This window comes from Pseudomonas sp. GW823-FHT02E01 (genome assembly GCF_058797535.1).
Window position 1 is genome coordinate 310,679 of the sequence record NZ_JBXAJS010000007.1, and the last position, 22,712, is coordinate 333,390.

Here is a 22,712-nt window from a genome sequence, read left to right on the forward strand (position 1 = left end):
AATGGGTTCAAGTCAGATACAAAACAACTGTGGGAGCGAGCTTGCTCGCGATGAGGGCATGGCGGTCAACATGGTTGTCGACTGACAGTCCGTCATCGCGAGCAAGCTCGCTCCCACAGGGAATTGTTTTTGCCCACAGGATTCGGGTTGATCCAAAGCCCGTGGGTTGTGCTATCAAATCACCCGCGGTGACGACCACGGAAGTAGTTGATCAGCCCTTGGGTCGAGGCGTCCTCGGCCGGGGTTTCTTCGCTGCCGACCAGGCGGTTGTAGACGCCTTTGCCCAGCTCCTTGCCCAGTTCCACGCCCCACTGGTCGAAGGCGTTGATGCCCCAGATCACGCTTTGCACGAAGACTTTGTGTTCGTACATCGCCACCAGAGCGCCGAGGCGACGCGGGCTGATGCGCTCGACCACCAGGGTGTTGCTCGGACGATTGCCCGGGATCACCTTGTGCGGCGCGAGTTTCTGCACTTCGGCGTCACTCATGCCTTTGTCACGCAGCTCGGTTTCGGCCTCGGCAAGGGTCTTGCCGAGCATCAGCGCCTGGCTCTGGGACAGGCAGTTGGCGTACAGCCACTGGTGGTGGTCGGACACTGGGTTGAAGCTGACGATCGGCACGATGAAGTCGGCCGGGATCAATTGGGTGCCCTGGTGCAGCAACTGGTGGTAGGCATGCTGACCATTGCAGCCGACGCCGCCCCAGATTACCGGCCCGGTGTCTGTGGACACTGGCTTGCCGTCCTGGCGCACGCTCTTGCCGTTGGATTCCATGTCCAGCTGTTGCAGGTGCTTGGTGATGTTACGCAGGTAGTGATCGTACGGCAGGATCGCGTGGCTTTGCGCGCCCCAGAAGTTGCCGTACCACACGCCGAGCAAGGCCAGCAGCACCGGCATGTTCTGTTCGAAGGGCGCGGTCAGGAAGTGCTGGTCCATGGTGTAGGCACCGGACAGCAATTCCTTGAAGTTGGACATGCCGATGGCCAGGGCAATCGGTAGACCAATGGCCGACCACAGCGAGTAGCGCCCGCCGACCCAGTCCCACATCGGGAAGATGTTCTCTTCGCGGATGCCGAACGCTACCGCGGCGGCGTTGTTGCTCGATACCGCGATGAAGTGGCGATACAGCTCGGCTTCCGAACCACCCTGGGCCAGATACCAGGCACGGGCAGCCTGGGCGTTCTTCAGGGTTTCGAGGGTGTTGAAGGATTTCGACGAGACGATGAACAGCGTGGTCTCGGCGCGCAGCTTCATGGTCAGTTCGTGGAACTCGCTGCCGTCGATGTTCGCCAGGTAATGGCAACGCACGCCTTTCTGGGCGTAGGACAACAAGGCTTCGGACACCAGCTCAGGACCGAGGAAGGAGCCACCGATGCCGATGTTCACCACGTCAGTGATCGGCTTCTCGGTGTAACCGCGCCACAGACCGTCGTGGATACGGCCGACGAGGTCGGTGATCTGGTTCAGTACCTTGTGCACTTCCGGCATCACGTTGACGCCATTGACCGACAGCTTGTCGCCAACCGGGCGGCGCAATGCCGTGTGCAGGGCCGGACGACCTTCGGAAGAGTTGACGATTTCGCCATCGAACAGCGACTTGATCGCGCCCTTGAGGTCGACTTCGTTGGCCAGGCCCACCAGCAGATTGCGGGTCTCGGCGTTGATCAGGTTTTTCGAATAGTCGAGAAACAGGCCGCAGCTGCTGAGGGTGAATTGAGTAAAACGCTGCGGATCGGCATTGAAGGCTTCGCGCATGCTGAAATCCTGCATGGCTTGGCGGTGGTCATTCAACGCTTGCCAGGCGGGCAGAGCGGTAACGTCGTGAGGAGTGCGGTAATACGCCATCGCTGCGGGTTTCCTTATTACTTGAACGGCCTTTTGAACACTAAAAATCCCGGAGCGCTGTGGGTGGGCGTTCCGGTCAACTGCGTCGACACGATTTCATGGCGCAGGGCGAATACAGTAAACCCCGCGCAATGATCTGTCTTGACTTTGTCTGACCTGTTTCCGGTACTTTTTTAACATCGAAGTTAGGAACGGCCCGACAAACGGAAGAGACAAGACTCGTATCAGGCAACCTGGACCGGAATGGCATTGCTGGTGTGGCTCAGTTCATTGCCCGGTGCCATGTAGAGCATGCGTGGCTTGAAGTTGAGCAGTTCGGCTTCGCTGTAATGAGCGTAAGCGCAGATGATCACGCGATCACCGACCTTGGCCTTGTGGGCAGCGGCGCCGTTGACCGAGATCATGCGCGAACCTTCTTCGCCACGGATGGCGTAGGTGGTGAAGCGCTCGCCGTTGTCGACGTTGTAGATCTGGATCTGCTCGTACTCACGAATGCCGGACAGGTCCAGCCATTCACCGTCGATGGCGCAGGAGCCTTCGTAATCGAGTACAGCGTGGGTGACTTCGGCGCGATGCAGCTTGGCTTTGAGCATGATGGCGTGCATGAGTATTTCCCAGGTCGGAATCGAACGGCGGGCAGTTTGCCCGAAGGGGTTGTGGGCGGCAATACGAATGAAGCGAAGGGTTTGAAGTGTACTTTTGTGGCGAGGGGGCTTGCCCCCGTTCCAGTGCGTAGCACTGGCAAAATTTCGGAAGCGCTCGAAAGTTTGGGACCGCTTCGCAGCCCAACGGGGGCAAGCCCCCTCGCCACAGACTCACTCCACAGAATTCGAGAGTGTTTAGATTGGCGCGTCGAGGTTCAGGTGCAGGTTGTCGATCAACCGCGTCGTACCGAGGAACGCCGCCACCAGAATCACCAGGTCACGATCCTGCGCCGCCGCCGGGCGCAAGGTCAGGGCATGGCGGATTTCCAGGTAGTCAGGACGCAGGCCGGCTGCTTCGAGCTGTTTGATCTGGGTGCCGATCAGCGCCGGGTAGTCGCGTTCGCCCTGCTTGATCGCTTCGCCGATCGCATTCAGCGTGCGATAAACCACTGGTGCCACAGCGCGTTGCTCTTCGCTGAGGAAACCGTTGCGCGACGACAGCGCCAGGCCATCGGTTGCGCGAACAGTTGGCTCACCGATGATCTGGATCGGCATGTTCAGGTCATGAACCAGCGCGCGAATCACCGCCAGTTGCTGAAAGTCTTTCTCGCCGAAAATCGCCAGGTCCGGCTGGACCATGTTGAACAGCTTGCTGACCACCGTCGCCACGCCTTCGAAATGCCCCGGACGGCTGGCGCCGCACAGACCTTCGGACAATTGCGGGACACTGACGCGGGTCTGGCCGGCCATGCCGTCGGGATACATTTCTTCAACGGTGGGGGCAAACAGCAAATGGCAACCGGCCTGGAGTAGTTTTTCCTGGTCGGCGGCGAGGGTGCGCGGGTACTTGTCGAGGTCTTCGCCAGCACCGAATTGCAGCGGGTTGACGAAAACGCTCGCCACCACGAAGTCCGCCCGTTGGGAGGCTTTGGTCACCAGCGCCACGTGGCCGCTGTGCAGGTTGCCCATGGTTGGCACAAAGGCGATGCGTTTGCCTTCGCCACGGGCTCGGGCCACGGCGGCCCGCAGTTCGCGTACGGTTTTTACGGTGTTCATGCAGAGAATCCGTGTTCGATCCCAGGGAAAGTTGCCGCTTTGACTTCAGTCACGTAGGCATTCAATGCAGCTTCAATGCTGGTCTGGCCAGTCATGAAGTTTTTCACGAATTTCGGCACGCGACCGGTAATGGACAGGCCCAGCATGTCGTGCAGAACCAGCACCTGGCCGTCGGTGCGATTGCCGGCGCCAATACCGATCACCGGAATCTTCACCGCCTGGGTGATTTCTTCCGCCAGTTCGCTCGGGACGCACTCGAGCAGCAGCATTGCCGCGCCAGCCTGTTCCAGAGCGATCGCGTCGGCACGCATCTGCCGCGCCTGGTTTTCATTTCGACCCTGGACCTTGTAGCCGCCAAGGATGTTCACCGACTGTGGCGTCAGGCCCATGTGCGCGCAGACAGGGATGCCGCGCTCGGCCAGCAGGCGGATCGAGTCGGCCAGCCACAATGCTCCTTCGACCTTGACCATGTGCGCGCCGGCCTGCATCAACAGGGCGCTGTTGGTCATGGCTTGCTCGGTGGTGGCGTAGGCCATGAAAGGCAGGTCGGCGAGGATCAGGGCATCGCTGTTACCGCGTTTGACGGCGGCCACGTGGTAAGCCATTTCCGAGGTGGTGACAGGCAAGGTGCTGTCGTGGCCCTGCAGAACCATGCCGAGGGAGTCGCCCACCAACAGCACTTCGACGCCGGCCTGATTGCAGGCGTGGGCGAAGGTCGCGTCGTAGCAGGTCAGCATGGTGATTTTTTCACCTTTTTGCTTCAGACCTTGCAGGGTGGTCAGGGTGATGGCTGGCATGAAAAGTTCCTCATTCAGGCGCTGTGGAAACTACTGCGAGTAACGCGCGTGATTCTTCGTTGAATACAGGCGCACGCTCTTTCGTCGTGCTTTTAAGGCCTGGATTGCGCCCTTGAACGCCGTGTAGGCGGCAGCGGGACGCCTATAGTCGTGAGGAGAACGAGGGAAGTCAATTGCGTGTGTTACCGCATTGTTACGGGTGGGGTGTTACCGGGGTAACTGATGCGATTCAGCAGCAGATCTTGTGCGCGACACAAAACCAATGTGGGAGCGGGCTTGCTCGCGAAGGGGGCATCAGATTCAACATTAATGTTGATTGATACACCGCTTTCGCGAGCAAGCCCGCTCCCACAGGGTATTTGTGTCACGTCGGGAGGAGGCGTTCCAGGCCGACGAACGGGCATGCCTTGAGCAGTTCGGCCAAGTTCCGGCCATCGGCCAGGCGCAGATCCACAGGGGCCAGTTCCGCCAGCGGGTACAACACGAAGGCCCGTTCCTGCATGTGGTAATGGGGAACCTTGAGGCGCGGTTCGTCGATCAGGCGATCACCGAACAGCAAGATGTCGAGGTCCAGCGTGCGTGGCCCCCAGCGCTCAAGACGCTCGCGACCCTGGCCGTTTTCGATGGCCTGCAAGGCATCCAGAAGATCCAGCGGCGCCAGTGTGCTGTCGAGAGCGGCGACTGCATTGGTGTAACGCGGTTGGCCGGGCAGAAGCGAGTCACTTTGGTAAAACGCAGAAACCCCGACCAACTCCGATTGCGGCAACTGCGCCAGCGCTTCGACGGCGCTGCGCAATTGTTCGGCGGGGTCAGCCAGATTGCTGCCCATGCCGATGTAGATGCGTTCCATGGATTACTCGCCCGTGGTGCTCGAAGCGCCGGCAGCGCGTTTGCGCTTGGAACCACCGCTGCGGCGACGCTTGCGCGGGGCGCCGGTGCCTTCGTCCTTGCCGCTGAGGTCGCGAATCATGTCGCGACGCTCGCTTTCGTTGGCGTCCTGATAGTCCGTCCACCATTCGCCCAGGCCATCGGTCTGCTCGCCGGCGCTTTCACGTAGCAGCAGGAAGTCGTAGCCGGCGCGGAAGCGCGGATTGTCCAGCAACAGATCGGCACGCTTGCCGCTGCGGCGGGGCAGGCGTTCCTGCATGTCCCAGATTTCGCGGATCGGCATGGTGAAGCGTTTCGGAATCGCAATGCGCTGGCACTGCTCGGCAATGAGTTCGTGCGCCGCTTCCTGCATCGCCGGAATCGGCGGCATGCCACGCTCCTGCAGGCGCAGGACGCGGGCCGGCAGGGCAGGCCAGAGCAGGGCTGCAAACAGGAATGCCGGGGTTACCGGTTTGTTCTGCTTGATCCGCAGGTCGGTATTGATCAGGGCTTCGCTGATCAGGGTGTGGGTGTACGTCGGGTTGTATTCCAGTGCTTCGGCGCTGGCCGGGAACAGTGGATCGAACAACTGCAGGTCGACCAGCATTTCAAACGTGTCGGCGGCATGGCCGGAGAGGAACAGCTTGAGCACCTCTTCGAACAGACGAGCCGACGGGATCTCGCGCAGCATCGGCGCCAGGCCGCGGATCGGCAGGGCGCTGTGTTTTTCGATGCCGAAGTTCAGCTTGGCGGCGAAACGCACGGCCCGCAGCATCCGTACCGGGTCTTCCTGGTAGCGTTGCGTCGGATCGCCGATCAGGCGGATCAGGTGATTGCGGATGTCGTGTACGCCGTTGGCGTAGTCGAGGATGCGTTCGCTGACCGGATCGTAATACAAGGCATTGATGGTGAAGTCGCGACGTTGCGCGTCCTCTTCCAGGGTGCCGTAAACGTTATCGCGCAAGATGCGCCCGCTTTCGTTGCGCGAAGACTGGTTGCTGTCTTCCTCGTCTTCGTTTTGCGGGTGATTGGCGCGGAAGGTCGCGACTTCGATGATTTCGCGGCCGAAGTGGATGTGCACCAGTTTGAACCGGCGCCCGATGATTCGCGCGTTACGGAATTCGGCCCGTACCTGCTCGGGTGTGGCGCTGGTGGCAACGTCGAAATCTTTCGGGGTGATACCCAGCAGCATGTCGCGCACGCAACCGCCAACCAGATAAGCCTGATAACCGGCGTTCTGCAGGCGTTCAACGATATTCACCGCGTAACGGCTGAATTGCGCCTTCTGCAGCGAGTGTTGGCCGCTGTTGAGCACTTCAGGCGTGCTGCGAATGTGTTGCGTAGGACGCTTGGGAGAACGGAATGACTGGAACAGCTTCTTCAGCATGGGATGCACTGTTTGAAGGAATATTCGGCCATAACAGAAGAATGACCGCATGATGGGCGGGGATTCTAGCATTTAGTCGGGGGATGGTGTAGGAGACAGCAGATATGAGATGTAGGAGCGGGTTATGGGGGGGGAATCGCAGAAACCACAAGGGGAGCCGAAGCTCCCCAAGAAGTAGTTGCATGCTCTATTTTTATTTTTGGTTTCGGGCTTCTTGTTTTTGTTGAGTGCCCTCGCCATGAAGCTTTCCTTCATGACCCTCCCAATCGGGAGCCAAGAGCAAACGGATTGCTTTGGTCGCTGAATTGCAGTGATCTTTCGATCCAACCAGTACAGGCTCTGTCTTAAGACAGTTTTTTGTTGTTCTCGGCCTGGTCGTGGGGCAAGCCCCAAATACAACGCCTCTCCAAAAGAATCAGTTAGCTGCGCCTCTCGCCGTCTTGTTTTTATTGTGCGTGAGTCGATTCGTCTTATTTTTATTGTCTTGTGCATTGCTTGTTATTGTTCTTGTACCAAACATATAGCAGGGTGCGTGCCAACTTTTGCGAAGCCCAATAAAACAAGGGGTTAGGCCGGTCGGCAGGCATTTCGAGGGCCAAAAAAAGCCGGGGCTTCGTTACCGTAAGCCCCGGCTTCTGTTACGTGAAAAAACTGAGGTAACAGTTTTTTCACAAAGTCATGTGTTACCCGCACATGAGACAGGTACGGTTCAGCTTTCGCTGGTCACCCCGGTCTTGCGACGTGGGATGCCCAGGCGCTGACGGCGCTCCCACAGGCATTTTCGGCTGACCCCGAGTTTGCGGGCCAGCTCGGTTTCGGTCATGTGGTCCTGATGTTCGAGGACGAAATGCTGGAAGTAGTCTTCCAGGGAGAGATCTTCGGTCGGTTCGTGGTTGCTGTTACTGGCGTTGCCCTGTTGTGGCGCCAGGCCAATGAATTCGTCGTCTTCCAGGTCGCCCAGTTCGATGTCGATACCCAGCAGCTCGGCGGAGATTTCCGGGCTTTCGCACAGGATAACGGCGCGCTCGACGGCGTTTTCCAGTTCACGAACGTTGCCCGGCCAGGAGTAGTGACGAATGGCTTGTTCGGCATCCGCGGCGAACTTCAGGTCGGTGCGGTTGATTCGCGCACTTTGCCGCGCCAGGAACGCATTGGCGATTTCGTTGACGTCCGCACCGCGTTCGCGCAGGGCTGGCAGCTTCAGCGCGATAACGTGGAGGCGGTAATACAAGTCTTCACGGAACTGGCCGATCTTCGCCAGGCTCTTGAGGTCGCGGTGAGTCGCGGCGATCAGGCGCACATCGACTTTTTGCGACTGCACCGAGCCCACGCGACGAATTTCGCCTTCCTGCAATACGCGCAGCAGGCGAGCCTGGGCTTCCAGTGGCAGTTCGCCGATTTCGTCGAGGAACAAGGTGCCGCCGTCCGCCGCTTCCACCAGGCCGGCGCGCCCGGCGCTGGCGCCGGTGAATGCGCCTTTTTCGTGGCCGAACAGTTCGGACTCGATCAGGCTTTCCGGAATGGCTGCGCAGTTCACCGAAATCATCGGCGCCTTGGCACGTTTGGACAGGTTGTGCAGGGCGCGCGCCACCAGTTCCTTACCGGTACCCGATTCGCCTTGGATCAGAACGTTGGAGTCGGTCGGTGCCACTTTGCGGATCTTGCCGTACAGGTCCTGCATCGGTGGGCACGAGCCGATAATGCCGATCTCACCGTTGCTGTTGTCGGTACCGGATTTCGCCGCACCGTTGGCGGCTTTGCCGGCAACCGCTTCACCGCCGGCTTGTACCGTTTGTCGGTCACGCAGGATTCGTGCGGCCGCTTGCAGCATTTCGTCATGGTCGAATGGCTTGGCAATGTAGTCCACCGCGCCCATTTTCATCGAGTCGACCGCCGAGCGCAGGCTGGCATAGCTGGTCATGATCAGCACCGGCGTGCCCTGGGCGAGCTTGATCAACTCCGTGCCAGGCGCGCCCGGCAGGCGCAGGTCACTGATGATCAGGTCGAACGAGGGAATGGTGAAGCGTTCTTGTGCTTCCTGCACTGATCCGGCTTCGCTGACCTGGTACTGGTTACGTTCCAGCAGGCGGCGCAAGGCGGAGCGGATAATGGTTTCGTCTTCGACGATCAAAATGTGCGGCATTGATTCGATACTCTCGACGGTCTCAGTTCACAGCGGACGTCGCTTCGACATGACGCGGCAAGGTAACCCTGATTCGGGTACCGCGTTGGCTTTGAACATCAGCCGGGCTGTCGATGGTGATTTGTCCATAATGCTCTTCAACGATGGAATAGACCAGTGCAAGGCCCAGACCGGTGCCTTCGCCAGGGTCCTTGGTGGTGAAGAAAGGTTCGAACAATCGGTCCATGATGCTCGACGGAATACCGCTGCCTTCGTCCTCCACGATCAGATCGACCGTGTGTTCGCCGGCTTCGCTCTTGACCCGTACCGCACTGCCGGGAGGCGAGGCGTCACGGGCGTTTGAAAGCAGGTTGATCAATACCTGAGCCAACCGTTGCGGGTCGCCTTCGACCCAGTGTTCGGGGTCGCACAGGTTGTAGAACTGCACTTCGAAATTGCGCCGGTTCAGGGCCAGCAGGCCGATGGCATCCTGAGCCACTTCGGCCAGACAGACGGGCTCGTCGTTGTGCTGATGGCTGCCGGCATGGGCAAAGCTCATCAACGACTGGACGATGCGCGACACGCGTTTGGTCTGCTCGAGGATCTGGCCGCTGATTTCCTTCAGCTCGCCGTCTTCTTCACGTTCTTCGCGCAGGTTTTGCGCCAGGCACGCGATACCGGTGATCGGGTTGCCGATTTCATGGGCCACGCCGGCCGCCAGTCGACCGATGCTGGCCAGGCGCTCGGAGTGCACCAGTTTGTCCTCGAGCATCTGGGTTTCGGTCAAGTCTTCCACCAGCAACACCAGGCCACTGTTGCCCGGCGCGAGGGGTTCGTCGATCGCCGCTTTGTGCAGGTTCAACCAGCGTGTCTGGCCGTCGAGGGCCAGGTGCTGTTTGTGCAAGTGCTCGTCCGGCAGATTGATGAAGCCTTGCAGCAGGTCTTTCCATGGGTCGGCAATGGTACTCAGGCGCGAACCGACCACGCGCTGCGCGGCGATGCCGGTGAGTTCCTCCATGGCCTTGTTCCACATGAGGATCTCCTGATCCTTGGCCAGTGAGCAAACGCCCATCGGCAATTCCTGAAGGGTCTGGCGGTGATAGCGGCGCAAGGCATCGAGCTCGGCGGCCAGGCCGGTCAGGCGTGAGTGGTAATCCTCGAGGCGGCTTTCGATGAAGTGAATGTCTTCGGTGACGTAGTTTTCGCCGCCAGCCTTGTACGGCAGGAACGTCTCGACCATGTCCTGGGCCACGCTCGGGCCCATCAGGCCGGAGAGATTGGCTTCGATGCGGTCACGCAAGCGACGCAGGGCATAGGGGCGGCGCTCGTCGAAAGGCAGATAGAGGTCGCGCAGTGCCTGTTCCACTTCTTTCTGCGCCGCTTTTGCACCCAGTGGCTTGGCCAGTTGCGTGGCGAACTCCTGGGGCGAGGCGGCGTGCAGTTCCCGACGTTGCGGGCGGCGAACGTTATCCACAGCGCAGGCTTCGGCAGCGCTGGCCTCTTCGGTGCTGGCGTTGGTGAACAGCGAGATCAGCGTGAACATCAGCACGTTGGCCGCCAGCGAGGCAATCGCCGCCATGTGCCAGCTGGTGTCGTCCAGCACGTAGATCATGTTCAGCAGTGGAATGTAGAAGCCTTGCAGGTTGCCAACCAGCGGTAACAGCATGGTCACCAGCCACACCAGGATCCCCGCCAGCAAGCCGGCGATGAAGCCGCGACGGTTGGCGGTCGGCCAATACAGGACCGAGAGCACGCCCGGCAGGAACTGCAACGTGGCGACGAAAGCGACAATGCCGAGGTTGGCCAGGTCCTGCTCGGCTCCGAGCATCAGGTAGAAGCCGTAGCCGGCCATGATGATCGCGACGATCAGCGCCCGGCGAGTCCACTTCAGCCAGCGGTAGATGTTGCCTTCGGCTGGTGGTTGATACAGCGGCAGGACCAGGTGGTTCAAGGCCATCCCGGACAGCGCCAGCGTGGTGACGATGATCAGGCCACTGGCGGCGGACAGCCCGCCGACATAGGCCAGCAACGCCAAAGCCTTGCTGTTGGCGGCGATACCGATTCCCAGGGTGAAGTATTCCGGGTTGGTGGTGGCGCCCAGTTTCAGGCCGGCCCAGAGAATCAGCGGCACTGCCAGGCTCATCAGCAACAGGAACAGCGGTAGGCCCCAGCTCGCACTCACCAGCGAACGCGGGTTGAGGTTCTCGGTAAAGGTCATGTGATACATGTGCGGCATCACGATCGCCGAGGCGAAGAACACCAGCAGCAGCGTACGCCACGGGCCTTCCTGCAACGGTGTGTGCAGGGCGGCGAGCGCGGTCTGGTTTTGCAGCAGCCACAGTTCAAGCTGTTGCGGGCCGTCGAACACGCCGTAAAGCGCATACAGCCCGACACCGCCGAGGGCGATCAGCTTGATCACCGACTCGAAGGCAATCGCGAACACCAGGCCTTCATGCTTTTCGCGGGTGGCGATGTGACGGGAACCGAAGAAAATCGTGAACAGCGTAATCAGTGCGCAGAAGCTCAGGGCCACGCGATGCTGTACCGGCTCTCGGGTGAGGATGCTGATGGAGTCGGCGACCGCCTGAATTTGCAAGGCCAGCAGCGGCAGTACGCCGACCAGCATGAAAATCGTGGTCAGCGCACCGGCCCAGGTACTGCGGAAGCGGAAGGCAAACAGATCCGCCAGCGACGACAGTTGATAGGTGCGGGTGATCTTCAGGATCGGGTAGAGCAGCACCGGCGCCAGCAGGAATGCCCCGGAAACGCCCAGGTAGCTGGACAGAAAACCGTAGCCGTATTGATAGGCCAGGCCCACGGTGCCGTAAAACGCCCAGGCACTGGCGTAGACGCCCAGTGACAGGGTGTAGGTCAGCGGGTGGCGAATGATCGCCCGAGGAATCATGCCCCGTTCGCTGATCCAGGCCACACCGAACAGCACCGCCAGGTATGCGGCGCTGATCAGGATCATCTGGGTCAGGCTAAAGCTCATCGGCATCTTTTTGGCTCTGCAGGATGAAGGTCACGACGATCAGAATCAGCCAGAGCAGATAAGGGCGATACCAGGCGCCAGTGGCGTCGATCCACCAATCCATGATGGCCGGGGAAAACAGGTAAATCCCCACTACCAAAAGCAGGACCAAGCGATAGATGTACATCCCGGCCTCTCTTTTTTATGCGCGTGCCCGAAAACGTGCGGCGATGGTAACGGATGGGGGCGCCACTGCAAGTGCGATCACAATCGCTGTGCCTCGGGCAGGCTCAGTGTGCGCGGGATCAGCGAGGCATCCCAGTGGGCAATGCCCCAATTGAGCACTTCCCGTGGCGTGGCGTACGTCAGTTCGGTTCCCGGGTTCTGTCCCAGCGCCCGTAGCGCCCGCAGCAGCAGGGGCGTTGCCTGATCCTCGGTCAACGGCGGCGAACGGTAGGATTTACCGAGTTTGTTGCCATCAGGCTGGGTAATCAGCGGGATATGCAGATAACGAGGTTGAGGCAGGCCGAGCAGTTCTTGCAGGTAGAGCTGGCGGGGCGTGGAGTCCAGCAAGTCGGCACCGCGAACGATATCAGTGATGCCCTGCCAGGCGTCGTCCAAGACCACCGCCAATTGATAAGCGTAGAGCCCGTCGCGGCGGCGGATCACGAAATCGCCGACTTCCCTCCCCAGATGCTGTCGGTATTGGCCCTGCACCCGGTCAATGAAATGGTATTCCAGTTCCGGTACGCGCAGGCGGATGGCCGCATCTTCAGTGCCGTGGCCGGCATTGCGGCACAAGCCCGGATAAATTCCGTGATACGGCTCCAGCTGTTTGCGCGAGCAGGTGCAGGCGTAGGCCAGGCCTTGATTGAACAGGCGATCGATCACCTCGGCGTAGGCATCGTGCCGCTCGCTTTGGCGAACCAGGCCGCCATCCCACTCAAAGCCATAGCTTTCCAGTGCCTTGAGTATGGCCGCCTGGGCGCCGGGTACTTCACGGGGCGGATCAAGGTCTTCCATACGCATCAGCCAGCGTCCGCCCACCGAGCGCGCGTCAAGGTAGGAGGCCAGCGCGGCGACCAGCGAGCCGAAGTGCAGATGGCCGCTGGGCGTCGGGGCGAAACGCCCGATGTAGGTGGGGGAGGTGGTGGCGGTCATCAGGGCAAGGCTACTTATTCCAGGCTGTCGTCAGATTCCTGCAGGAGCGAGCTTGCTCGCGATTGCCGTCAACGATAACGCCGGGAGCCTGGTACCCCTCGGCGTTCTCAGGTTCATCGCGAGCAAGCTCGCTCCTACAGTGATGGCGATTTTAATCGCAACGGGCATCAGCGAATTTTGGAAACAAAAACGGAGCGTTCGCACGCTCCGTTCTTCGTTCAAGTCGCAATTATTTGCCGACTTGCTTTTCCTTGATTTCCGCCAGGGTCTTGCAGTCGATGCACAGGTCGGCGGTAGGGCGCGCCTCGAGGCGCTTGACGCCAATCTCGATGCCGCAGGACTCACACCAGCCGTACTCTTCGTCTTCGATCAACTGAAGTGTCTTGTCGATCTTCTTGATCAACTTGCGTTCACGATCGCGGGCACGCAGTTCGAGGGCGAATTCCTCTTCCTGGCTGGCACGGTCTGCCGGATCAGGGAAGTTGGCCGCTTCGTCCTTCATGTGGTCCACGGTCTTGTCGACACCTTCCATCAGCTCTTTCTTCCACTGATTCAGAACCTTGGTGAAGTGCTTGCGCATGGGCTCGCCCATGTACTCTTCGCCGGTTTTCTGAACATAGGGCTCGAAGCCGCTGATCGTCTGGTTTTGCTGCTTTGCTTGGGTGGACATGAAATAGACCGCCTCTACTCTTGTAATCCATCTGCGCAGGATTGCTCCATCACCGACACCTGCCGGCCCTGCGGCTGCAAGCGGGCGAACTTACCAGATCAACTCGGGCCGCGCTACTCCCGGATGTCGAGCTCGCGGCACAGGGTGCTTGCAAATGATGACAAACCGTTGTCTGGTGGCTCTGGAACCCTGCTCAATTATTGATTTTAGTCAAACCTTGCGCGCGCGCCTGAGTCGTTTGTGATCGGCCTTACAAGGCCTCTGACCGCTTTAGGTTCTCGCTCGTTCCTGCGCTTGGGTAGAATCGGTTTTTTTTCCGTTGAAGGAAGGCCAATGGCTCAGCCCTACAGTGCCCGCAGTCGCGCGATCGAACCTTTCCATGTCATGGCGCTGCTGGCGCGGGCCAATGAATTGCAGGCCGCCGGCCACGATGTGATCCACCTGGAAATCGGCGAGCCGGACTTCACCACCGCCGAACCGATCATCCGGGCCGGCCAGGCTGCGCTGACAGCGGGAAAGACCCGCTACACCGCCGCACGCGGCATTCCAGAGCTGCGCGAGGCCATTTCGGGCTTCTATCAGCAGCGTTATGGTTTGAACATCGATCCGCGGCGCATCCTCATCACGCCTGGCGGGTCCGGCGCGTTGCTGCTGGCCAGCGCTTTGCTGGTCGACCCCGGTAAACACTGGTTGCTGGCGGATCCGGGCTACCCGTGTAACCGGCATTTCCTGCGGCTGGTCGAAGGCGCGGCACAACTGGTGCCGGTCGGTCCGGAGGTGCGCTATCAATTGACGCCGGACCTGATCGAGCGTCATTGGGACCACGACAGCGTCGGCGCATTGGTGGCGTCGCCAGCCAATCCAACCGGCACGATCCTGACCCGCGACGAGTTGGCGAAGCTGTCTGTCGCGATCAAGGAGCGCCACGGTCATCTGGTGGTCGACGAGATTTATCACGGCCTGACCTACGGCACCGATGCGGCCAGCGTGCTGGAAGTCGACGACAGTGCATTCGTTCTGAACAGCTTTTCGAAGTACTTCGGGATGACCGGTTGGCGGCTCGGCTGGCTGGTGGCCCCCGACGCGGCCGTCGGTGAGCTGGAAAAGCTCGCCCAGAACCTCTACATCAGTGCTCCAAGCATGGCGCAGCACGCTGCGCTGGCCTGTTTCGAGCCGGCAACCATCAGCATTCTCGAAGAGCGTCGCGCCGAATTTGGCCGGCGTCGGGATTACCTGTTGCCGGCCTTGCGTGAACTGGGCTTCGGTATTGCCGTGGAGCCGGAAGGGGCTTTCTATTTGTACGCCGATATCAGCAAGTTCGGCGGCGATGCCTTCGCGTTCTGCAAACACTTTCTCGAAACCGAGCACGTGGCATTCACCCCGGGGCTGGATTTCGGGCGTTATCAGGCCGGGCATCATGTGCGGTTTGCCTATACGCAAAATCTCGAGCGTTTGCAGGAGGCGGTCGAGCGCATTGCCCGTGGGTTGCGGAGCTGGCAAGGCTGATGCGTTTTCATCCTCCCCTCGAAGAAGGGCGCCTGATCCGACGTTACAAGCGATTTCTCGCCGATATCGAAACCGTTGGCGGCGAATTGCTCACCATTCACTGCCCGAACACTGGCTCGATGCTCAATTGTCAGGTCGAAGGCGGGCAGGTCTGGTTCAGTCGCTCCAACGACCCGAAACGCAAGTTACCTGGCACCTGGGAGGTCGGTGAAACCCCGCAAGGGCGGCTGTTTTGCGTGAATACCGCCAGAGCCAATGGTTTGATCGAAGAAGCGCTACGGGCGGGCGTCATTACCGAATTGAACGGTTTTACCGGGCTCAAGCGTGAAGTGGCTTATGGTCAGGAAAACAGTCGTATCGATTTCCGCCTTGATTACCCCGAAGGGCCGGCCTACGTCGAAGTCAAAAGCGTGACCCTGGGCTTCGACGGTACGGCGGTGGCGGCGTTTCCCGATGCGGTCACCCAGCGTGGCGCCAAGCACTTGCGGGAGCTGGCCCACCTGGCGAGGGACGGTATTCGCGCGGTGCAGTTGTACTGTGTTTGCCTGACCGACATCGAGGCTGTGCGCCCGGCGCAGGAAATCGATGCCGCTTATGCGCAAGCCTTGCGTGAGGCGATTGCCTGTGGTGTCGAGGTGTTGGCTTACGGTGTGCGGTTGAGCCACGAAGAAATGCTGGTCGACCGACGTCTGGACGTGTTGCCTGGTAGCTAAAGGCTGATCCAGATCCCTTGTTCATCCTCGCGGCAGACCACGCTGGTCAAGGCTTGCCCTGCGCAAGGGCCGGCGACGCATTCACCGTCTTCGATCAGGAACAGTGCGCCATGGGTGGCGCACTGGATCAGGCTGTTGCTGGGGTCGAGAAACTGGTCGGGATGCCACTCCAGGGCAACGCCCCGGTGCGGGCAGCGATTGATGTAGACGTAAACCTGTCCGCTGCGGCGCACTGCAAAAAACTTTTGGTCATCGATGTCGAACCCGCGGCTGCTGTCATTGACCAACTCGGCGCCTGCGCAAAGCAACTTCATGTCTATCCTCGGTCCCGCAACTCGTGACGGGATATGTCCGAGCTGGGCGGTTAAATGCTATCAAATGGCGGTCTTGCCCGCCGGGGACAAGTGCCTGTCGTCGAGGATACTTGGCCTGATCATTCGATGCCCGGGAAACCTTCAAAGAAAGCTGTTTATGCGCCTGACCACCCGCGTCGTCGTGATCTGCATGGAGCATCCATCGCGGCATCCTGTCAGTACTTTTCCACAGGCAAAAAAAGACCCGGCAAGAGCCGGGTCAAATAACCGTGATTAGCCTGATGAGGAGATAATCCGAGAGTCCGAACCAAGGGCTTTTCAGAATATCGACCAGTCTCGCGACCAGTTGTGATAATCATATCGATTCTCATTACCAAGTCAACCGCTGTTTTTCGATTTCCTTGCGATTTGCCGGATTTGTGTCTGCAGGCCCCGCAATCATTGGGTTCCAGGTTGCAAAACTTCAGAAATAGTTGTCGGATCAATTCTTGTTGCGTGTAGAGATGGCTTCCAGTTGTTTGTTCAGGGCTTCCTTGCGCTCGGCAGGAATATCATTCCAGTGAACGTCCATCAGGGCGCCTTCAATTGCGTACAACAACACCTTGGACGCCCGAAAACCGCGCGTGCGCACGGCCCGATAAGCATCCACCGCCCCGAGGCGACGCAAGTCCGAAGCGCTATGGATGCCCACGGCATGCAGCCATTGCGCTGACGTCTTGCCAAGATTCTTCAGGTGTTGCAGTTCATCATTCATCAAGCCTCCTTGCGATGGCCGAATGGAGAGCGTGGGCAATCTTCTGAGGAGTGTAGCCATCAGTAGGAAAAGCGTGATTGTTTGCTCGTTTACGACGCAAATGCTTCTAAGAAACGAGCATTGGCAGTGCATGAACAAGTCTATGAGCGCAGTGGAGAGAGAGGCGGGGAAGAATCTGGAAACAAAGGGCGAACATCCCCACCGTCCAGCGCAACGAGAGGCGCCGGACGTGTCAGTCAGCGACGATGATCAGCGGGTGCGATAGCGCAATCGCGTGCCGAAGTTCATCGACATCAGGATTTCGTCGGCACTGAGTTCCACTGGAAAGTACGTACCGGAGATCTGCGCGTGGGCCAGGCTCGCGCCTTTCAGGTTCGCTTTGCGAAAATCGATGCCACGCAAGTCGGCGGAACGGAAGTAGGCGTCGCTGAAATCCACGCCGTCGGCATTCAGTTCGCGCAGGTCCAGCCCCCGGAAATCTCCACCCACCATGTCGATGGGGCCATCCTTGGGGCGTTCACTGTTGAAGCCTTTGATGTCGTCTTTGTGCAGCAGGGCATATAGCGGTGTGTCGAGAAGTTTTGGCTGGCTCATGTCGCATCACCTGATGTTTTTATGACGCCAGTATAGTGCCACTATTTGACAGTCGTGAAGCCAGCGAGGGCCTCACGACTGAAATAGTTCTTACAGCCCTGGCAGGCGCTGGCGAATTTGCTCCACAACGGTATCGAGCGTCCCGCTTTCATTGGTCTGGACACGCTTGCTGCAGAGGATTTCTGCGGGTGTCAGCGCTTCACGGCTGGCTTGTTGGGCTGCGATAACAGCCAGGGTGGCGTCGGACGGGTCTTTCTTGTCTGCCTGGCGAACGGCCAGCCAGCTTTCGATCACGGCCTGTGGCGCATTGCAGTCGAGGATCAGGAACGGTGCGCCGGTGGCTTCGGCCACTTTCGCGGCGCTGTCACGCTGATCACGCTTGAGGTAAGTGGCGTCGACCACCACCGGGAAGCCTGCACGCAAAATGACGTCGGCGATTTCATGCAGGCGGGCATAGGTCGCTGCGCTGGCGTCGGCACTATAGATGCCGGCCTGCACGTCATTCTCGACGGTTTGCTCGCCGAACAGGCGCTTGCGCTCGACATCGGAACGCAGGCGAATCGCGCCCAGGGCTTCGACCAGGCGCATGGCGACATGGCTCTTGCCGACAGCGGAAACACCGTGGGTAATGGCCATGAAGCGTGAAGGAATGGTGCTGTAGCTTTCGGCCAGGTTGGCGTAGTTGCGGTACTGGCGTAAGGTCGTGGCGCGCTGCACCGCAGTGGCGTCGGCCGGCATGCTGAACAGGGCAACCTTGGCGCGAACCAGTGCGCGGTAGGCTTTATAGAAGTTCAGCAGTTCGAGACCGCGATAGTCGCCGGTCAGCTCCAGGTACTGGCTGATGAAGCGACGTGCCAGGCACTTCAGGCCGCGATCTTCCAGGTCCATCGCCAGGAAACCGGTGTCGGCATAAACGTCGGTAAAGCGAAACGGTTCGTTGAATTCGATGCAGTCGAAGATCACGACCTTGCCGTCGATCACGGTTGCATTGCCCAGATGGATATCACCGTGGCATTCACGAATGAAACCTTCGGCCTTGCGCTGGGCGAGCAGCGGTTTGAGGCGCTCGAAGCTGCTTTCGGCCCAGGCTTGCAGGGCGTCGAGTTGCAACAGGTCGGCTTTGTCGCTGAGGAACGGACGAATCTGTTCGAAGTTCTGCCGCACCGGCGCCATGACGCTGTCCGGGGTGCCGGCTTCGTGCCCGGCCGGCACTTTCGGCGCGCTGAGGTGGAAGCGGGCGATTTGCTCGGCCATCTCGTCGATGTGCGCGGTGGTCAGTTCGCCATTGGCTTGCAGGGTGCTGAGCAAGCCGTTTTGCGGGAACTGACGCATCTTCAATACATATTCGATGGCTGGGCCTTCACCGCCCAGTTGCGGAGCCTCGGCGCTGCCGGTGACGGGCAGCACTTCGAGGTACAAATCGTCGGTCAGACGCTGGTTCAGGCGCAGTTCTTCAGCGCAAAAGTGTCCGCGAGCCTCAAGGCTGGTGAAGTCGAGAAAACCGAAATTGACCGGCTTCTTCACTTTATAGGCATAGGGGCCGGTAAGCAGTACCCAGGAAATATGGGTCTCGATGACCTGGAATCCCTCTACAGGATGCGGGTAGAGGGCAGGGTTGTGCAGGGCAGCGATCAGGGACTGGCTCACAGGCGATCCTTCAGAGTCTGGGAAATTCAAGGCCGTCATTATGGCCGCAAGTCCGCTTGACGCAAACCTCGGAGCGCTCCTGTTGAGGATGAATAAAGTGCGTATAATCCGCCGCCATGACTCGTACTCGAACTCCCCGTACCCCGAAAAAACCACCCTCCAGGGGCCTGCGCCCGTGGCTGGGCTGGGCCATTAAACTCAGTCTGGTCGCCCTTGTGGTGCTGGCCGGATTCGCCGTTTACCTTGATGCGATCGTCCAGGAGAAGTTTTCCGGCAAGCGCTGGACCATCCCGGCCAAGGTTTACGCGCGCCCGCTCGAGCTGTTCGTCGGACAGAAGCTGAGCCGGGATGATTTCCTGACCGAACTCGATGCCTTGGGTTATCGCCGCGAAAGCGTGGCCAACGGTCCGGGGGCGGCGTCGGTCAACGGCAATACCGTTGATCTGAATACCCGTGGCTTCCAGTTCTATGAAGGCATGGAGCAAGCGCAACCGGTGCGGGTGCGTTTCTCCGGCGATTACGTGGCCGAGTTGGCGGGGGCTAAAGGCTCGAAACTGTCGGTGGTGCGCCTGGAGCCGCTGCTGATCGGCGGCCTGTACCCGAAAAACCTCGAAGACCGGATTCTGATCAAGATCGATCAGGTGCCACCGTACCTGCTTGAAACGCTGGTGGCGGTCGAGGATCGCGATTTTTATCATCACTTTGGTGTTTCGCCGAAGTCGATCGCCCGTGCCATCTGGGTCAACGGTTCGTCCGGGCGCATGCGTCAGGGCGGCAGTACCCTGACGCAGCAGTTGGTCAAGAACTTCTACCTGACCAACGAGCGCAGCCTGAGCCGAAAACTCACCGAAGCGATGATGGCGTTGCTGCTTGAACTGCACTACGACAAGCGCGAAATCCTTGAGGCTTACCTCAACGAAGTGTTTGTCGGGCAGGACGGTCAGCGTGCGGTGCACGGTTTCGGTCTGGCCAGCCAGTTCTTCTTCAGCCAGCCGCTGGCCGAGCTCAAGCTGCATCAGGTCGCGCTGCTGGTGGGCATGGTCAAGGGGCCTTCTTCCTATAACCCCCGTCGTAATCCGGAACGTGCCCTCGAGCGGCGGAACCTGGTACTCGATGTGCTGCAAGAGCAGGGCGTCGCGACCGCCGAGCAGGTTGAGGCAGCGAAGAAAATGCCGCTGGGCGTGACCAAGCGCGGCAGTCTGGCGGACAGCTCGTTCCCCGGCTTCCTCGATCTGGTCAAGCGTCAGTTGCGCGAAGACTATCGCGACGAAGACTTGACCGAAGAAGGGCTGCGCATCTTCACCAGTTTCGACCCGATCCTGCAGATGAAGGCTGAGGCCTCGGTCAACGACACCTTCAAGCGTCTGGCAGGACGCAAGGGTTCCGATGACGTCGAAGCGGCAATGGTCGTGACCAACCCGGAGACCGGGGAAGTGCAGGCCATGATCGGCAGTCGCCAGGCCAGTTTTGCCGGGTTCAACCGGGCGCTGGATGCTGTACGACCGATCGGCTCGCTGATCAAACCGGCTGTTTATCTGACCGCACTGGAGAAACCGAGCCAGTACACATTGACCAGTTGGCTGTCGGACGAGTCCTTCTCGGTCAAAGGCGCGGATGGTCAGGTCTGGAAGCCGCAGAACTACGATCGCCGTTCTCACGGTACGGTGTTCCTCTATCAAGGCCTGGCGCATTCCTACAACCTGTCGACCGCGCGTCTTGGTTTGGCGGTCGGTGTGCCGAACGTATTGAAGACGGTGGCGCGCCTGGGTGTGACGCGTGAATTCCCGGCCTTCCCTTCGATGTTGCTCGGGGCCGGCGGCATGACGCCAATCGAAGTGGCGACCATGTACCAGACCCTCGCCAACGGCGGCTTCAATACGCCGATGCGCGGGATTCGTAGCGTGCTGACTGCCGAGGGCGAGCCACTCAAGCGTTATCCGTTCCAGATTCAGCAGCGTTTTGATCCGGCCTCCATTTACCTGATCCAGAGCGCCATGCAGCGGGTGATGCGTGAGGGTACCGGCAGTTCGGTTTATAACGCGTTGCCAAGGACGCTGACCCTGGCGGGCAAGACCGGTACCAGTAACGATTCGCGAGACAGTTGGTTTGCCGGTTTCAGCCAGGACTTGCTGGCGGTGGTCTGGCTGGGTCGCGACGACAACGGCAAGACGCCATTCACCGGCGCAACCGGGGCCTTGCAGGTCTGGACCAGCTTTATGCGCAAGGCCGACCCGTTGCCGCTGGACATGCCGCAGCCGGATAATGTCGTTCAGGCCTGGGTGGACTCGCGAACCGGGCAAGGTTCTGACGCCGGTTGCCCGGGTGCCGTGCAGATGCCGTATATTCGCGGCAGCGAACCGCCTCCCGGTGCCGCTTGCGGTGGTGAAAACCCTGCCGAGACGGTGATGGACTGGGTCAAGGGCTGGATGAATTAAGCAAAGAGGGTTTCAAGTGAACAAGTGGTTGATTCCAGCGGTTGCCGCCGTAGCTTTGCTCAGCGGTTGCTCTAGCGTACAACGTGGCTCGATTCCGGTTGTGGATTCCGGCACCGCCGTGTCCAACAGTGAGCGGATCTCGGCCAATGGCGGTTTCCGCCAGACGACCGTCAAGCGCCCTGCGCAGGGTCAGTCGCAGACCCAGGCGATTCCGCAAGGTGACAGCGGCGTAGTGGTGATGGTGCCAGGCGCGGCAACGACTTCGACGCCGATCAGCACCACGCCGATTACCCCGGGTCCGATCACGCCGGGGCCGATTGACACGTCGCCGGTCCAATCGGCGCCGATCAATCCGGGCAGCTACAGCATGCCGTCGTCGCCAAGCGGGATTCCATCGGCCAGTTCGGGCGGGCTTTCTGCCGACGAGCAATTGGACGGCCCGGTATTGGCTTTGCTGACCACCGCTCAACAGCAACAGGTGAGCGGTGATCTCAATGGTGCCTCCTCCAGCCTCGAACGCGCCCAGCGCGTTGCTCCGCGTGAGCCGCAGGTGCTTTTCCGTCTGGCCCAGGTACGCATGGCTCAGGGCGATGCGGCCCAAGCCGAGCAGTTCGCTCGCCGTGGACTGACCTTTGCCAATGGCCGTCCGGCCCTTCAGGCGAACTTGTGGGAACTGATTGGCCAGGCGCGTGAAAAACAGGGTGACTCCCAAGGCGCGGCATTGGCTCGACAGAAGGCCAAGGTAACGCTGTGATGGATGTGCGCTTTCTGAAAATCGCCGATCAACTGTTGTTGATCGAGCGCGAGTTGCGGGTGCAAGGGTGGTGGGATGAAGTCCCGCCCTCTGCCGAAGCGCTTTCCAGTGTCGAGCCGTTTTCGGTCGACACACTGGATTTCGAGCAATGGCTGCAATGGATCTTCCTGCCACGCATGAAGATGATCCTCGAGCAGGATTTGCCGCTACCCAATGCTTCGGGCATTCAGGAAATGGCTGAAATGGTCTTTGCCGGGCGCAATGTCCAGGGTAGGGATCGGCAGTTACAGGTGCTGCTCAAAGAATTCGATCAACTGATCACCGCGTCTCGCTGAGCCAGAAGCTGCCAGTGTCCGCTGGCAGTTGTTCACAATATCTCTCTATTTTGTCGGCCGTTTCAGGGTAAGTGCATTCGCGTGCCAATTTTTTGCCAAAAGTTGCGCAATCAAAGCTAACACGGGGTGGATTTACGGGTT

Annotated in this window: 20 protein-coding genes; 5 read left to right on the forward strand and 15 right to left on the reverse strand. The window is 59.8% G+C overall.

Features of this window, described 5'->3' with window-relative positions:
- Nucleotides 1-179 precede the first annotated feature (179 nt).
- The 11 genes from pgi to dksA all read right to left on the reverse strand — a co-directional run bounded on the left by pgi (nt 180) and on the right by dksA (nt 13,519).
- Nucleotides 180-1,844 (reverse strand): glucose-6-phosphate isomerase, encoded by a 1,665-nt coding sequence (pgi, locus tag AC1RDQ_RS19415; protein ID WP_057713271.1) that lies wholly within the window; start codon nt 1,842-1,844, stop codon nt 180-182.
- 224 nt (nt 1,845-2,068) lie between these two features.
- Nucleotides 2,069-2,449, reverse strand: a complete 381-nt coding sequence (gene panD / locus AC1RDQ_RS19420; protein WP_003228271.1) for an aspartate 1-decarboxylase — start codon at nt 2,447-2,449, stop codon at nt 2,069-2,071.
- A gap of 234 nt (nt 2,450-2,683) precedes the next feature.
- Nucleotides 2,684-3,544: a pantoate--beta-alanine ligase gene (panC, locus tag AC1RDQ_RS19425; RefSeq protein WP_492587903.1), complete on the reverse strand. Its 861-nt coding sequence runs from the start codon at nt 3,542-3,544 to the stop codon at nt 2,684-2,686.
- Nucleotides 3,541-4,341 carry a 3-methyl-2-oxobutanoate hydroxymethyltransferase gene (gene panB, locus AC1RDQ_RS19430; RefSeq protein ID WP_008050167.1) on the reverse strand — a complete coding sequence of 267 codons (801 nt, stop codon included), beginning with the start codon at nt 4,339-4,341 and terminating at the stop codon, nt 3,541-3,543. The genes panC and panB overlap by 4 nt, the downstream gene beginning before the upstream one ends.
- A 364-nt stretch (nt 4,342-4,705) precedes the next feature.
- Nucleotides 4,706-5,191, reverse strand: a complete 486-nt coding sequence (gene folK / locus AC1RDQ_RS19435) for a 2-amino-4-hydroxy-6-hydroxymethyldihydropteridine diphosphokinase (protein ID WP_492587904.1) — start codon at nt 5,189-5,191, stop codon at nt 4,706-4,708.
- A gap of 3 nt (nt 5,192-5,194) precedes the next feature.
- A complete protein-coding gene (locus tag AC1RDQ_RS19440; protein ID WP_056728631.1) occupies nt 5,195-6,595 on the reverse strand; it encodes a polynucleotide adenylyltransferase PcnB in 1,401 nt (466 codons plus the stop codon).
- A gap of 709 nt (nt 6,596-7,304) precedes the next feature.
- Nucleotides 7,305-8,738 carry a sigma-54-dependent transcriptional regulator gene (locus tag AC1RDQ_RS19445; RefSeq protein ID WP_057713275.1) on the reverse strand — a complete coding sequence of 478 codons (1,434 nt, stop codon included), beginning with the start codon at nt 8,736-8,738 and terminating at the stop codon, nt 7,305-7,307.
- A 22-nt stretch (nt 8,739-8,760) separates the two neighbouring features.
- Complete coding sequence (locus tag AC1RDQ_RS19450; RefSeq protein ID WP_167362842.1) at nt 8,761-11,715, reverse strand: sensor histidine kinase; 2,955 nt, start codon at nt 11,713-11,715, stop codon at nt 8,761-8,763.
- Nucleotides 11,699-11,875, reverse strand: a complete 177-nt coding sequence (locus AC1RDQ_RS19455; RefSeq protein ID WP_003176118.1) for a hypothetical protein — start codon at nt 11,873-11,875, stop codon at nt 11,699-11,701. The genes AC1RDQ_RS19450 and AC1RDQ_RS19455 overlap by 17 nt, the downstream gene beginning before the upstream one ends.
- A 77-nt stretch (nt 11,876-11,952) precedes the next feature.
- Nucleotides 11,953-12,849, reverse strand: coding sequence for a tRNA glutamyl-Q(34) synthetase GluQRS (gene gluQRS, locus AC1RDQ_RS19460; RefSeq protein ID WP_492587906.1), 897 nt, complete (start codon nt 12,847-12,849; stop codon nt 11,953-11,955).
- A 229-nt stretch (nt 12,850-13,078) separates the two neighbouring features.
- The gene (gene dksA, locus AC1RDQ_RS19465; protein ID WP_008053890.1) at nt 13,079-13,519 is read right to left on the reverse strand and encodes an RNA polymerase-binding protein DksA; all 441 of its coding nucleotides are present in this window, start codon (nt 13,517-13,519) and stop codon (nt 13,079-13,081) included.
- Nucleotides 13,520-13,852: 333 nt separating this feature from the next.
- Here dksA and AC1RDQ_RS19470 point away from each other — a divergent pair, with 333 nt between their 5' ends.
- Nucleotides 13,853-15,025, forward strand: a complete 1,173-nt coding sequence (locus tag AC1RDQ_RS19470) for a pyridoxal phosphate-dependent aminotransferase (RefSeq protein ID WP_489339233.1) — start codon at nt 13,853-13,855, stop codon at nt 15,023-15,025.
- On the forward strand, nt 15,025-15,738 hold the full coding sequence (sfsA, locus tag AC1RDQ_RS19475; protein WP_492587907.1) for a DNA/RNA nuclease SfsA: 714 nt from the start codon (nt 15,025-15,027) through the stop codon (nt 15,736-15,738). Before AC1RDQ_RS19470 ends, sfsA begins: the two co-directional genes overlap by 1 nt.
- Here sfsA and AC1RDQ_RS19480 read toward each other — a convergent pair.
- The 4 genes from AC1RDQ_RS19480 to AC1RDQ_RS19495 all read right to left on the reverse strand — a co-directional run bounded on the left by AC1RDQ_RS19480 (nt 15,735) and on the right by AC1RDQ_RS19495 (nt 19,047).
- The gene (locus AC1RDQ_RS19480; protein ID WP_090451430.1) at nt 15,735-16,052 is read right to left on the reverse strand and encodes a Rieske (2Fe-2S) protein; all 318 of its coding nucleotides are present in this window, start codon (nt 16,050-16,052) and stop codon (nt 15,735-15,737) included. The genes sfsA and AC1RDQ_RS19480 overlap by 4 nt on opposite strands.
- Nucleotides 16,053-16,533: 481 nt before the next feature.
- Nucleotides 16,534-16,806: a TfoX/Sxy family protein gene (locus AC1RDQ_RS19485; protein ID WP_057713281.1), complete on the reverse strand. Its 273-nt coding sequence runs from the start codon at nt 16,804-16,806 to the stop codon at nt 16,534-16,536.
- 249 nt (nt 16,807-17,055) lie between these two features.
- Nucleotides 17,056-17,400 (reverse strand): pentapeptide repeat-containing protein, encoded by a 345-nt coding sequence (locus AC1RDQ_RS19490; protein ID WP_492587908.1) that lies wholly within the window; start codon nt 17,398-17,400, stop codon nt 17,056-17,058.
- A gap of 90 nt (nt 17,401-17,490) precedes the next feature.
- Entirely contained in the window at nt 17,491-19,047 is a 1,557-nt protein-coding gene (locus AC1RDQ_RS19495) for a bifunctional aminoglycoside phosphotransferase/ATP-binding protein (protein WP_492587909.1), read from the reverse strand.
- Nucleotides 19,048-19,163: 116 nt separating this feature from the next.
- Between AC1RDQ_RS19495 and mrcB the strand changes: the two genes are divergently transcribed.
- From mrcB to AC1RDQ_RS19510, 3 genes are read left to right on the forward strand one after another with little or no spacing between them, the layout of a single operon-like run.
- Nucleotides 19,164-21,482 carry a penicillin-binding protein 1B gene (gene mrcB, locus AC1RDQ_RS19500; protein ID WP_057713283.1) on the forward strand — a complete coding sequence of 773 codons (2,319 nt, stop codon included), beginning with the start codon at nt 19,164-19,166 and terminating at the stop codon, nt 21,480-21,482.
- Nucleotides 21,483-21,498: 16 nt separating this feature from the next.
- Entirely contained in the window at nt 21,499-22,236 is a 738-nt protein-coding gene (locus tag AC1RDQ_RS19505; protein WP_492587911.1) for a tetratricopeptide repeat protein, read from the forward strand.
- Entirely contained in the window at nt 22,236-22,571 is a 336-nt protein-coding gene (locus tag AC1RDQ_RS19510; RefSeq protein WP_090451421.1) for a YqcC family protein, read from the forward strand. The genes AC1RDQ_RS19505 and AC1RDQ_RS19510 overlap by 1 nt, the downstream gene beginning before the upstream one ends.
- The last annotated feature ends 141 nt before the right edge of the window (nt 22,572-22,712 follow it).